Genomic DNA, 13,542 nt, shown 5'->3' with positions numbered 1-13,542 from the left:
CCGCGCATGCTGGCGGCGACGCCCTGCTGGCCCGGATGCGTTGTGCGCACCCGTAAGAAGAATTTCAACTACACGCTACGACCAACGCATGCAAAAGAAACAGATCATCCTGGCCATGCTCGGCGCACTGGCCGCTTTCGAGCAGGGCCACGTCTGGGCCAAGTCCGTCTCCAACGCGAGCTTCGAGGTGAGCAGCGGCACGACCACCAGCACCGCGCAGAGCCTCGGCGCGGGCGGCACGACCGGCACCGTCGACGCAACCGGCACCCTCGCGGTATCGGGCAGCACGGTGGCGATTACCGTGACCGGCGACGCCACCATCACCAACAACGGCACCATCACGCAAACCGGCACGGGCCGCGCGATCCGCGACAACACGGGCGGCCTGACGCTCACGGTCACCAACAACGCGGGCGCGACGATCCAGACCGCCGACGCCGACGTGATCCAGATGAATGAGCCGAACAGCAACATCACGTTCTATAACGCGGGCACGCTGACTTCGCTGAACGCATCGGCGGGCGGTTCGCAGGCGATCGACTTCAACGCCATCACCACCGGCACCAACATTCTGATCAACACGGCGACCGGTCTGATCCAGGCCAACGAGGCGGACGCCGTGCGTCCCGGCGTGAACGGCTACGTGTACAACGACGGCACGATCCGCTCGACCAACAACCCCGGCAGCACCGACGGCAGCGACGGTATCGACGCGCAAAGCAACAGCGGCATCACGATCGTCAACGCGACGACCGGCACGGCGACCACGCCGGGGACGGGTCTGATCGAAGGCGCGCGGCACGGCATCACGGGCGGCAATACCGACGTGACCACCGACGGCACCTTCACGATGAGCGTCACCAACAACCAGGGCGGCACGATCCAGGGTGACAACGGCTCGGGCATCAACATCGACGGTTTCAACGGCAACGAAGTGGTGACGATCGTCAACCACGGCACGATCACCGGCAACGGCGTCACCGCCGACGGCGACGGCGTGGACGTGGACGGCCTCGTCAACCTGACCAACACCGGCACGATCAAATCGCTGCACGCCTACGACGACACCAGCGAAGGCGTGACTGTCGGCGGCGGCACGATCGTCAACTCGGGCACGATCGAAGGCATCAACTCGGCGACCAATGCCGACGGCACGGCCAACACGGGGACGGGCCGCGGCATCACGCTGGCCGGTCTCGACAAGGACCCGACCACCGGCGACGCGATTCCTGTGCAAGGCATTTACGGCAACACGACCGTCACCAACAGCGGCCTGATCAAGGGCGACAGCGACTCGGGCATTGCCGTGACCGGCGCGGCGACCGCGTACTCGCTGACCATCACCAACCTGGCGGGCGGCGTGATCGAAGGCGGCGGCGCGACGGCAGCGGCGATCAGCACCGGCGCGCAGAACTCGACCGTGATCGACTACGGCACCATCACCGCCGACAGCAGCGGCCGCGCGGTCGATCTCGGCAGCGGCAACAGCACGCTGGAGATTCTCGGCGGCGCGGCCGTGATCAACGGCAGCATCTCGGGCGGCACCGGCACCAGCACGCTGACGATCATCCCCGGCGCGGGCAACAGCTTCACCTATCACGACTCGATCTCGAACTTCGCGAGCGTGTCGATCGGCGCGGGCACCGTCACGCTGTACGGCGCGAGCACCTATGTCGGCACGACCACGCTCACCGGCGGCACGCTGGTGCTTGGCAACAGCAGCGCGATCGGCAGCGGCCAGCTCGACACGGCCGGGTCCGGCTCGGCGGTGGTGTATCTGAACGGCGTGGCGCTGGCGAACACGGTGAGCCTCGGCGGCGACACGACGCTCGAAGTGAACGGCACGGATACGGCGGCGCAAAACGGTGCGATCGGGCAGTCGGGCGGCAGCTACGGCATCGACAAAACCGGCACGGGCACGCTCGTGCTGAACGGCGCGAACACCTACACCGGCACGACCACGGTGCAGGCGGGCACGCTCCAGCTCGGCAGCAGCGCGTCCAGCACGGCCTCGCTGACCAGCGACGTGGACGTGGCATCGGGCGCGACGCTGTCCGGCTACGGCACGATCGACGGCGACGTGGACAACCAGGGCACGGTATCGGCCGCGAGCGGCGGCGGCAGTCTCAGCATCACCGGCAATTACACGCAAAGCGCGGCCGCGACGTTGAGCGTCGGGGTCGGCAGCAATGCCGTCGCGACCGGCAACCTGAGCACCGACAGCGGCTACGGCCACCTTGTCGTCGGCGGCAGCGCGACGCTCGCGGCGGGTTCGTCGGTGGCGCTGGTGAACACCGGCTCGTACGGCTTCGCGGCGGGCCAGCGCTTCGTCGTGATCGACGCGTCGGCGAGCGGCACGAACTACAACGAGAGCACGCTCGACTATTCGGCGCTCGGCTATAGCGGCCTGCTGTTCGGCACCGCCGTCAACGTGGATGGCCGCAGCGATCTGGTGGTCAGCCTCGCGGGCCAGCCGGCCAGCTCGCTAGCAACGACGTCGAATGCCAACTCGTCGCTCGCGGGTCTTGCGAAATACACCGGCATCAGCGCGCAATTGCTGAACCTGTACAACGCGGCGACCGCACTGAGCCTCGGCTCGAGCGCGGCGGCCACCAAAGCGGGCGTGCAACTCAGCCCGGCCGCGCAGATGTCGCTGGGCCGCGCCGCCGCAGCGCCGACGCTCGACGCACTGAACATCGTCAGCTCTCACGCCGACAGCCTGCGCCTCGCGCAGGCCGACAGCGCGACCGGCATCGCCACCGGCGACGCACCGCCCGCCTGGGGCGTGTGGGGCCAGGCGTTCGGCGGTCACGCGGGTCAGGGCGAAATGGACGGCGTGGACGGCTATAGCGCGAACTATGGCGGCCTGCTGCTCGGCGTCGACCGCTCGATCACCGACAACTGGCGCGCGGGCGGCGTGTTCAGCTATTCGAATACCGCCGTCAACAACACCGACAACAGCGCGGGCGACTCGACCCGCGTCAACGCGTACGGCCTGATCGGCTATGCGAGCTACAGCGGCAACCCGTGGTATGTGAACCTCGCGGCGGGCGCGGTGCTGCAGCGCTACGACTCGACCCGCGTGGTCGATTTCACCGGCTTCTCGGGCGAAGCGAACGGCCAGTTCAACGGTCAGCAATATGTGGCGAGCGCGGAGTTCGGCTATCCGCTCGCGGTCGGCAGCGGCATCACGCTGACGCCGCTGGCGAGCCTGTCGTACAGCTATCTGCATCAGGGCTCGTACACGGAAAGCGGCGGCAACGGCGCGGCATTGGCCGTCGATTCCGCGCATACCACTTCCGTGCGCAGCAACGCGGGCCTGAAGCTGGAGAAGGGCTTCTCAAGCCGTTACGGCGACATCGTGCCGTATCTGCAGGCGCAATGGACGCACGAGTACGACCACTCTCGACTGGTGACGGGCGCAAGTTTCGCCGCCGATCCGACCGGCGGGAGCGCGTTCACGACGGTCGGCGCGACGCCGATCGCCGATTTCGCGGATATCCAGTTGGGCGTGACCTTGCTGCGTGCGAACAATCTGAGCCTGACCGCCCGCTATGAAGTGCAGGCGGGTTCGCACTTCCTCTCGCAGACCGGTTCGTTGAAACTGCGTCAGATGTTCTAGGCGGTACGCGTTCACGCTGTTCGAAGAGTTGGTGCGATGCGATTGACGCGATTGGTGTGGCGCGGGTGGCTTGTTCGGCTTGTGCAACTCGTACGGCTTGTACCGCTTGTGCGGCTTGTGCGGCTTGTGCGGCCTCTGCAACTTGCACGGCCCGTGCAGTTTGCGCAGCATCGTTGTCGGGCCGCGTCGGTTTTGCAAACCGGCGCGGCCAGGCTTCGCGCCTCGATGACGATGACGGCTCATGCACGTCACCGCGCCTCACTATCGCGGCGGCTGGGCAGCTTTCTCGTCGCGCTGCTGCTCGCCGGTTGCGCGCTGCCCGATCGCAACGAACGCGCCAATGCACTGGCCGCCAATGCCGGTCTTCAGCGTGAACAGATTCACACCCGCCCTTTCGAGCTGACCGCGTTCACGCGTATCGCACGCGCCGACCGGCCGCTCACCGTTTATATCGAAGGCGACGGACTCGCGTGGATTTCCCGCAGCGAGCCGTCACTCGATCCTACGCCGCGCGCGCAGAGGCTCGCTAACGGTCAGCGCATGAGCATGATGCGAATCGAACACGCGCCTGATCACCGGAACCCGTAGACCAGCACTTTCTTCCCTTCCAGACTCACCTGCACACCCTCCCAGCAGCCGGACACGCCGGACGTTTCGCAGACTGTTCCATCAGCCGCATTGGCAGCGCCAGGCACATATTCGGTGGCGATGATCGCCTGGACATCGCTCGCATCGCCGTCGACGACCATCTGCAGATCCAGCTCCACACCGTTGTCGTATTTGATCGTCATGTTGCCGGTGCAATCGGAATTCACCTTGTAGCTGCCGTTCTGTGCCGGATTGAAACTCACCTGCCCGCCTTTAGGCGTTCCGTTGACATTGCCGAAGTCGGTTCGCGCGATATGGCCGTTGCCGTCGAAGTTGACCAGCGCGACGTCGTCGAGCGGCACGGGCGTGGTGAACGGATGCAGCAGTTTGTTCGCATCGAGCAGACCGAGAACCTCCCCTTTCGCGCTGAACCCATACGGGCCTCTTAGCGTCTGGTTCGAACAGAGACCTGCGGCCGACGCTGTTCCGCCAAAAGCCAGCAGTGCAACAGCGGTTGCCGGAAGAACACTCAAACGATGGCTATTCATGATCATCTCCTTATCGGTGGCCGGATGGCGTAATCGTTATAGACCGTGCTGGCGGCAACGTCGGACGCGGTTCCCGGCGCGCGTGACGCGAGAAAACGCGGGCAATCCGCGCGAGCATTACGGTCGCCATGCCGATGCACGCGCCAACACCCTTCGCGGCAACGCGACAGTTAACGATTTCTTCAGACTGAATCAATAGAGAGGTTGAGTCACTGCGCGCACTATCGGACTCCAGCGGGTGCGTTTGCCCGCTGCTGTCATTTCAACCCGGGTAGGAAAGGAGTGAACAAAATGAAAGCTCTACGACTTGCGGCGATCTGCGCAGTTGCTGCATTGACTGGCAGCGCCTGGGCGCAAAACGCGCCAGCCCCGACGACGGACACCCTGTCGGACACCTCGGCCGCGCCACCCTCGGCGGACGTCGGTGGAGTGGGAAATGCAATGGGTTCGGGCGCTGGCATTCCGGCGACGAGCCGACAGCAGGTCTATCAGGATCTGATCCATTCGGAGCAATCCGGCGAGCAGGCGCGTTTGATGCATGACCTGTATCACGGCAACTGACACTGCGCGACGCAACCAGGCGGCACCACGGAACACCTCGTGCGTCAAAGGCCAATCCGCTTCTCGACACTGCGAAAACGTCCCATCGACCTGAACCGTCTGAACCAGGGATTGGTCCTCAGTTCGCACATGCGCGGCGAACGTTCAGCCAGCGACGCTTCGAGCCAGCGAAACATCGGCTCGGGCTGCGCGAGCCGCGCATAGAGTTCGGCGAACAGAAACGGCGAGATATAGCGCTGCGCCGCGCGCGCCGTCAGATCGCGCAAATACCACTGCAGCACGTCGCGATAACCGCCTGCGTCCCACGCTTCACGGATCTTTTCCGCGCGCGCGAATGCGTTGCTGCAGAACAGGGCTTCGACGGTGGCCTCGACGGCGTCGTCATAGAGACCGCGAATCTCGAACGCGGTCGCCACCAGTTGATGCACCAGCGGTGAATGCGCGCGCCGTTCGTGTAGGCAGTATTCGGCGATCGCTTCGTCGTACTGGCCCGATTGGACCAGACCGAACACACGCGAGCCTTCGAAGCCGATCGGATCGGCCCGCTCGGCCCGTTCGAATTGCGCGCGGCCTTCGGCATCGCGGCCTTGCACCAGCAAAAGGCGTGCATAAAGGCGGCTGGTTTCCGCATGCGACGGGTTGATCCGCAACGCTTCGAGAAACTCGGCCTCGGCGGATCGCCAGTCCCAGTCGTAGAAATAGTGCACGCCCGCCAGCGCCTGATGCGCTTCGGGCAGATTCGCGTCGAGTTGCAACGCGTGCAGCGCAGCTTCGCGCGCTCGCGGATAGCCGTCTTTAGGCGCATAGAAACCGTGCGCCGCCGTCGAGCCGAACACGTTCGACAAGCCGACATAACCCAGCGCATAAGTCGGATCACGCTCCACCGCGCTTTCGAAATAAGCCAGCGCGCGCACGAAATCCTCATCACTCAACGCGTGATGCGCGGCGAAGCCCGCATCGAAATGCACGCGACGGGTCCAGTAAAAACGGCCGCGCAACCAGTCGTCGTGCGCGGCGGGATTGATCGGCGAGCGCCGGCTCAGCGGATGCAATCCCGGCGTGGTCAGTGCGCCCATCACGTCTCGCGCGAATGCGGACCGCACTTCCCGGCAAATGTCGAAATGAGCTTGCGACACAGGTTCGTACGCGGCGCTCCATACCTGCACCTGATCCATGCAGCGCACGAGTTGAGTGAGAATCCGCATCTGCGCTCCGTCGATGGCGACCGAACCTTCCAGAATGTAATCGAGCGACAGGTGGCGGCCGATATCGGCGATACCGTGCGTGATGGTCCGGTACTGAGCCGCGGTGGTTCGCGCGATCACGAGCACATGGGCCGGGTCCACCGCACCGATGGCCGCCGATACTTCGTCGGCGAGCGCATCGCAAAACGGGTCGAGCGCGCGGCTCGTCGTGTGATTCGAGAACGGCAGCACCAGCATTCGCAACGCATCGCCAGGCAGCGACACTACCTCTTCGCCCGCCGACGGCGTGACATTCAGCCGATACCCTTTGCCCTTGACCGTGACCAGATACTCCGGCTGATCCGGCGACTCGCCCAACGCGACGCGAATCTTGCGGATCGCCGTGTTGATGCCGTTATCCGTTTCACGAAACGCACTGCCGCCCCATAGCGAACGCGCAATGTCGGCGCGCGTCACCAGTTGTTCGTGACGCAGCGCCATCATGATGAGCAGTTCCATCGGCTGCCGCTCAAGCGGAATCTGCACGCCGCCGCGCCGCAATTCATAGCGCTCGACATCGAGTTCGATATCGGCGATCCGGAAGATCGAACGCGTATTCATTCGGAACCAGCCGACAGCGACGCGCCCCCCCGTGTGCGTGCTATTTGCGATGAAGCGTCACGATTCATTCCGAACGAGGCGGTGAACGCGAACATCGCGCACACGACAATCGGCAGTGCAGGCGCGATCGAGGAGCGTAGATGAGCCGACAGCAGGCTCGCGACGAGCGGCGCAATGCCCATCGGAATCGCGAGGCCCAGGTTGATTGCCATCGCGAGACCGCTGAACCGCACGTCGACGGGAAACATTTCGGCGATTGCACACGCATAAGTGCCGTTCACGAACGACGCGACGACAGCCGTCGCCGAAAACAGCAGCGTGAGACTCGCGACATGTGCATGAACGGCGAGATAGAAAAGCGGCGCGAACACCATCCACATGACAGTGCCTGCGCGAAACACATAGCGTCGCGGGACGCAGTCGCCGAGATAGGCGGTTGCAAGGATACCGAAAGAAATCAGCAGCGCATAGAACAATTGCGCGCGGGCAATCGACGCCGAATCGTAATGCAATGCCTGCAACCACGCAGGCAAATGCGCGACCAGCAGTCCGCCCGACACGCCGACGAGAGACGCCGCCGCGACACCGCGCACCGTCGGCGCGAGTTGCGCGGAGAACAGCACGCGCAAAGGCTCGTTGCCGTGCGCGCGAAATTCGCGGATGTACTCGTCGGTTTCGGTCAGATTGCGGCGCAGAAAGAAACTGGCGAGACCAAACACGCCGCCTGCGAGAAAGCCGATGCGCCAGCCGTACATGTCGATCTGCGCGGGTGTGAGCAGCATATGAAGAAGCAGATTGCCGCCTGACGCAAGCAGCAACGCGATATTCACCGCAAAAAACACCACCCCACATAAGAGCCCGCGTCGCGCGTGGGCTGTTTCGACCGCGTAAATCACTGCGCCGGGCAACTCTCCGCCGAGACAAAACCCCTGTGCGATCCGCAGCAGAATCAACAGGACAGGCGCCGCGATTCCAAGCACCGCGTAAGGTGGAATGACGCCGATCAGCAGCGTGGAAATACCCGCGATCATCGCCGATGCAGCGAATACGAGGCGGCGGCCGTAAAGATCGCCGAGCCGTCCGAGCAGCATGCCGCCCGTGAGCCTCGCCAACTGGCCCGTCGCGAGTACGAGAAACGACAGCGTCGCCGGTGCAATACCCGTGGACGCAGAGAAGAAGGCCCGGCCGATGTTCTGCGCGAAAAACCCGTAAATGACGAAGTCGAATACTTCGAGCGCGCCGCCCGTGCTGGCGATCGCGATCATCCAGCGTTGGTGGGCGCTCATGCGCCCGTTGTACGAAGCGGTTGATTCGTGAGCCATGCCGAACCCCGATCGCAAATAACCAGGCCGCGCCGGATAACTGGGCGCCACCGGCTATCGTGCGCGCCACGCCTGTCCGCTGCCGGACAATTTATCTACAGAATAGGTCGGGAGATTCGCAGGGCACAGGTTTTTGTGCCTGTTTGATGGGAGATTTCGCACGCTCGCCGTGGAGCGCGTAAAGAAAAATTCGATGCGCCAAATCACTACACGGCAATTGAGAATGATCGCGCGAATGATCAGGATAACCAATTTCAGATCGCGCACAACCGTGGTGCTTCTGGTCGTCTGCGCACGGGATGTTATCGAGCGTCCTGTTTCATCTGCGTGCCGTGAATGACCCAAAAGAAACGCCCGCCTGCGGGAATCGCAGGCGGGCGGTTTCGCGACTTCATTGCATCACATCACGCTTTACTGCGTCGTGGTTCCTGCCGTCTGCGTAACCGCAGGCGCGCTATAAAGCGGCGCATCCGGCGCACGTTCCTTGTCGCCGGAATGTTCGATCCAGCCGCCGCCGAGGTATTGATACAGATCGACGAGGTTGGTCAACCGCGACAACGAAGCGGTAATCAACGACTGTTGCGCGGAATACAGATCGGTTTGCGCGGTCAGCACCGTCAGATAATTGTCGACGCCGTTGCGGTAACGCAGATCCGACAAGTCATAGCGGCGCTGCTGCGACTGCGCATAAGCCTGCAAATCCGCGATCTGCCGGTCGTACGTACCGCGTGCCGCGAGACCGTCGGCCACTTCACGGAACGCCGTCTGGATCGCTTTTTCATACTGTGCGATCGCCACGTTCTTCTCGAGGTGCGCGAGATCGAGGTTCGCCTTGTTCGCGCCGCCGCTGAAAATCGGCACCGTGATCGTCGGGCCGAAATTCCACGCCGCCTGGCCGGGCTTGAACAGCGTGCCCAGACTCAGGCTCGCGGCACCTGCGCTACCAGTCAGCGAGATGCTCGGGAAAAACGCCGCGCGCGCCGCGCCGATGTTCGCGTTATAGCCCTTCAGCGTCGCTTCCGCTTCCATAATGTCGGGGCGGCGTGCGAGCAGATCCGACGTCAGCCCCGCCGGAATATCGGCGAGCAGGTTCTGGTCGGACAGCGGCAAGCCGGCGGGTAGATCGGCCGGCAGCGGTTCGCCGACCAGCAGCACCAGCGCATTTTCGGCCTGCGCGCGCGAGCGCTGCTGGCTTTCGTAGTTGGCTTGCGCCTGCTGCATCGTGCCGGCCGCTTCACGCAGATCGAGTTCCGAGCCCGTGCCGTTGTCGAATTCAAGCTTGGTCAGCTTGTACGAATTCGTCGCGACGTCGAGCGTCGATTTCGTCACCTTCAACATGTCGTCGTAGGCGACCATCGTCAGATACTGATCGGCGACGCTCGACACCAGCGCGATTTCGGCGGCCTTGCGCGCCTGCGCGGTCGACAGATACGTCTGCATTGCCTGCTCGGACAGGCTGCGTACCTTGCCGAACAGATCCAGTTCCCACGACGCGCTGCCTTCGGCCACGTACTCACTGGAGGTCGTCGCGTAACCCACGTACGACAGGTTTGCCGGCGTGCGGGTGCGCGTGCCGGTGCCGGACGCAGATAACGTCGGCAGCAGGTTCGCGCGTTCGACGCGGTACTGGTCGCGCGCTTCGGCCACCTGAAGCACCGAGACGCGCAGGTCGCGGTTGTTATGCAGCGCGAGCTGGATGATGCTCTTGAGACGCGGGTCGTTGAAGAAATCGCTCCAGCCGATATCGGTGGCCGCGCGCCCCTGCGCGCTGCGCCCGTTAGCGCCCTGCGCCGACGACGACGCGTCCGGCTGCGTGTCGTACACGCCGCCTTTCGGGAAGCTGCTGGACACCGGCGCGTCCGGCCGGTGATACGTCGGAGCCAGCGTGCAGCCGCCCGCCAATGCCGCGACTGCGAGCACGATCAGTGCGTGTTTCTGCATGTCAATGTCCTTCGTGCTTCGCGTCGTCGAGCTTCGGCGCGTCGTCACTGGAGAATTTGGAACGGATCACGACGTAGAACATCGGGATCATGAAAATCGCGAAGAAGGTCGCCGTCAGCATCCCGCCGATCACACCGGTGCCGATTGCGTGCTGGCTCGCGGAGCCCGCGCCGTTGCTGATCGCGAGCGGGAACACGCCGAGAATGAACGCGAGCGATGTCATCAGAATCGGGCGCAGTCGCAGACGCGCTGCTTCGATGGCCGCTGCAACCGGCGACATCCCCTGCTCCATCTGCAATTCGCGGGCGAATTCGACGATCAGAATCGCGTTCTTCGCGGACAACCCGACGGTGGTCAGCAAGCCGACCTGGAAGAACACGTCGTTCTCCAGACCGCGCAACGTGACCGCGAGCAGTGCGCCGATCACGCCGAGCGGCACCACCATGATCACCGCGAACGGGATCGACCAGCTTTCATACAGCGCAGCCAGACACAGGAACACGACGAGGATCGAGATGCCGTACAGAATCGGCGCCTGCGAGCCCGACTGACGCTCCTGGAACGACAACCCGGTCCAGTCGTAGCCGATACCTGCGGGCAACTTCGCGGCGAGCTTCTGCATCTCGTCCATCGCCTGGCCGGTACTCTTGCCGCCGCCTGCCGCGCCCTGAATTTCCACTGCCGAAATACCGTTGTAGCGTTCGAGCTTCGGCGAACCGTAAGTCCATTCACCCGACGCGACCGCCGAGAACGGCACCATCGAACCGGAACTGCCGCGCACGTACCACTTGCTGACGTCTTCCGGGTTCATGCGGAATTTCGCGTCGCCCTGCATGTAGACCTTCTTGATCCGGCCGTCCGTATCGAGGAAGTTGTTCACGTATGCCGAAGCCCACGCAATCGAGAACGTCTGGTCGATATCGGCGACGGACACACCGAGTGCTTCCGCTTTTTCGCGGTCGATGTTCACCTTGAACTGCGGCGTGTCGCTCAGACCGTTAGGACGCACCAGCGCGAGCGACGGATCTTTGGCCGCCATGCCGAGCAACTGGTTACGCGCGTTCATCAGCGCTTCGTGGCCGAGGCCCGCGTTATCGGTGAGTTCGAAGTCGAAGCCCGAAGCCGTGCCCAACTCGGGAATCGACGGCGGATTCACCGCGATCACCGTTGCGTCCTTATACGACCCGTAATGCGCGAACGTTCTGCCGACCAGCGCCTGCACCTTCTGATCCGCGCGCTGACGTTGCGAGTAATCCTTCAGGCGCACGAACACGAGACCCGAGTTCTGACCACGCCCTGCGAAGCTGAAGCCGTTCACCGTAAACACGGAATCGACGACATCTTTCTCCTTGCTGAGCATGTAGTCGGAGATGTTCTTCAGCGTCTTTGCCGTGGTTTCCTGCGTCGATCCCGGCGGTGTCTGCACGATCACGAACATCAGGCCCTGGTCTTCGTCAGGCAGGAACGACTTCGGCAGCTTCACAAACAGCACGCCGACCGCCGCGATCACCGCGAGATAAATGATCAGCCAGCGGCCCGAACGTTTGATCACGTGTTGCACGCCGCCGTGATACTTGTCGCGGCTCGAATCGAACGTACGGTTGAACCAGCCGAAAAAGCCCTTCTTTTCTTCGTGATGGCCTTGCGGGATCGGCTTGAGAATCGTTGCGCACAACGCCGGCGTCAACACCAGTGCGCACAGCACGGACAACACCATCGCCGCGACGATCGTCAGCGAGAACTGGCGGTAAATGGCGCCGACCGAGCCGCCCGAGAATGCCACCGGCACGAACACCGCCGACAGCACCAGCGCCACGCCAACCAGCGCGCCGGTAATCTGGCCCATCGCTTTACGCGTGGCTTCGCGAGGCGATAAGCCTTCTTCCGCCATCACCCGCTCGACGTTTTCCACCACCACGATCGCGTCGTCCACCAGCAGACCGATGGCCAGCACGAGCCCGAACATCGACAGCGTGTTGATCGAGAAGCCCGCCACGTTCATGATCGCGAACGTGCCCAGCAGCACCACCGGCACGGCGATCGTCGGAATCAACGTCGCGCGCAGGTTCTGCAGGAACAGGTACATCACCAGGAACACCAGCACGATGCCTTCGAGCAGCGTCTTTACGACTTCTTCAATCGACTGCTTGACGAACGGCGTCGTGTCGTACGGGTAATTCACCTTCAGACCGTGCGGGAAATTCTTCGACAATTCGGCGAGCTTCGCGCGGACCGCGGCTGCGGTTTGCAACGCGTTCGCGCCGGTAGCGAGCTGAATACCGAAGCCTGCGGTCGGCTGACCGTTGAACTTGGTGTCGAAGTTGTAGTTTTCACCGCCGAGGTCAACGTGACCGACGTCGCGAATCCGCACCTGCGAGCCGTCCTGATTCACCTTCAGCAAGACGTTGCCGAACTGCTCGGGCGTCTGCAACAGCGTGGCCTGCGTGATCGTGGCCTGCAATACCTGGCCCGGCACCGACGGCGTGCCGCCGAGCGAGCCGCCCGCGATCTGCACGTTCTGGTTGGTCAACGCCGTTTCGACATCGACCGGCGTGAGGCTGTACTTGTTGAGCTTGTCTGCATCGAGCCACACGCGCATCGCGAACTGCGTGCCGAACAGCTGCACCGTACCCACGCCGTCAACCCGGCTCACCGGATCTTCGATGTGCGACGCGACATAGTTCGCGAGGTCGTAGCGGTCCATGCTGCCGTCCGTCGAAACGAACGCCATCACCATCAGGAAGCTGCTGCTCGACTTCGTAACCTTGGTGCCCTGCTGCTGCACGGCTTCAGGCAGCAACGGCGTGGCGAGTTGCAGCTTGTTCTGCACCTGCACCTGCGCGATATCGGGATTCGTGCCCGCCGCGAACGTCAGCGTGATGGTGGCGGTACCCGAGTCGTCCGAGGTGGACGACAGATACAGCAAGTGGTCGAGACCGCTCATCTGCTGCTCGATCACCTGCGTGACGGTGTTTTCCACCGTTTTCGCCGATGCGCCCGGATAGGTGGCGCTGATCTGCACCGAAGGCGGCGCGATGGTCGGATACTGCGCGACCGGCAGATTGAAAATCGACGCGACACCCGCGAGCATCAGGATGATCGCGATCACCCATGCAAAGATCGGTCGATCAATAAAGAATTTTGCCATCAGACGC

At 63.3% G+C, this 13,542-nt stretch carries 8 protein-coding genes; 3 read left to right on the top strand and 5 right to left on the bottom strand.

Annotation, left to right across the window (positions count from 1 at the left end; all coding sequences use genetic code 11):
• Positions 1 to 88: 88 nt before the first annotated feature.
• Entirely contained in the window at positions 89 to 3,622 is a 3,534-nt protein-coding gene (locus tag BLS41_RS18550; RefSeq protein ID WP_074767452.1) for an autotransporter domain-containing protein, read from the top strand.
• Positions 3,623 to 3,847: 225 nt separating this feature from the next.
• Complete coding sequence (locus BLS41_RS39380) at positions 3,848 to 4,210, top strand: hypothetical protein (RefSeq protein WP_074767450.1); 363 nt, start codon at positions 3,848 to 3,850, stop codon at positions 4,208 to 4,210.
• On the opposite strand, the gene BLS41_RS18540 is transcribed toward BLS41_RS39380, so the two are convergent.
• Positions 4,195 to 4,758 (bottom strand): hypothetical protein, encoded by a 564-nt coding sequence (locus BLS41_RS18540; protein ID WP_074767448.1) that lies wholly within the window; start codon positions 4,756 to 4,758, stop codon positions 4,195 to 4,197. The two genes, BLS41_RS39380 and BLS41_RS18540, sit on opposite strands and share 16 nt — an antisense overlap.
• A gap of 291 nt (positions 4,759 to 5,049) precedes the next feature.
• Here BLS41_RS18540 and BLS41_RS18535 point away from each other — a divergent pair, with 291 nt between their 5' ends.
• On the top strand, positions 5,050 to 5,319 hold the full coding sequence (locus tag BLS41_RS18535) for a hypothetical protein (RefSeq protein WP_074767446.1): 270 nt from the start codon (positions 5,050 to 5,052) through the stop codon (positions 5,317 to 5,319).
• A 44-nt stretch (positions 5,320 to 5,363) separates the two neighbouring features.
• Here BLS41_RS18535 and BLS41_RS18530 read toward each other — a convergent pair whose 3' ends face one another.
• From BLS41_RS18530 to BLS41_RS18515, 4 genes are all read right to left on the bottom strand, one after another.
• Positions 5,364 to 7,124, bottom strand: coding sequence for a winged helix-turn-helix domain-containing protein (locus BLS41_RS18530; protein ID WP_074767444.1), 1,761 nt, complete (start codon positions 7,122 to 7,124; stop codon positions 5,364 to 5,366).
• On the bottom strand, positions 7,121 to 8,446 hold the full coding sequence (locus BLS41_RS18525; protein WP_074767442.1) for an MFS transporter: 1,326 nt from the start codon (positions 8,444 to 8,446) through the stop codon (positions 7,121 to 7,123). The genes BLS41_RS18530 and BLS41_RS18525 overlap by 4 nt, the downstream gene beginning before the upstream one ends.
• Positions 8,447 to 8,857: 411 nt before the next feature.
• Positions 8,858 to 10,387 carry an efflux transporter outer membrane subunit gene (locus BLS41_RS18520; protein ID WP_074767440.1) on the bottom strand — a complete coding sequence of 510 codons (1,530 nt, stop codon included), beginning with the start codon at positions 10,385 to 10,387 and terminating at the stop codon, positions 8,858 to 8,860.
• Between the two features lies 1 nt (position 10,388).
• On the bottom strand, positions 10,389 to 13,535 hold the full coding sequence (locus BLS41_RS18515) for an efflux RND transporter permease subunit (RefSeq protein WP_074767438.1): 3,147 nt from the start codon (positions 13,533 to 13,535) through the stop codon (positions 10,389 to 10,391).
• Positions 13,536 to 13,542 lie beyond the last annotated feature (7 nt).

Origin of the sequence: Paraburkholderia fungorum, assembly GCF_900099835.1 — a bacterium.
In the GTDB taxonomy this organism is placed as follows: Bacteria; Pseudomonadota; Gammaproteobacteria; order Burkholderiales; family Burkholderiaceae; genus Paraburkholderia; species Paraburkholderia fungorum_A.
Note: the sequence above shows the minus strand (reverse complement) of the source record. Positions and strands in the feature narration are given on the sequence as shown.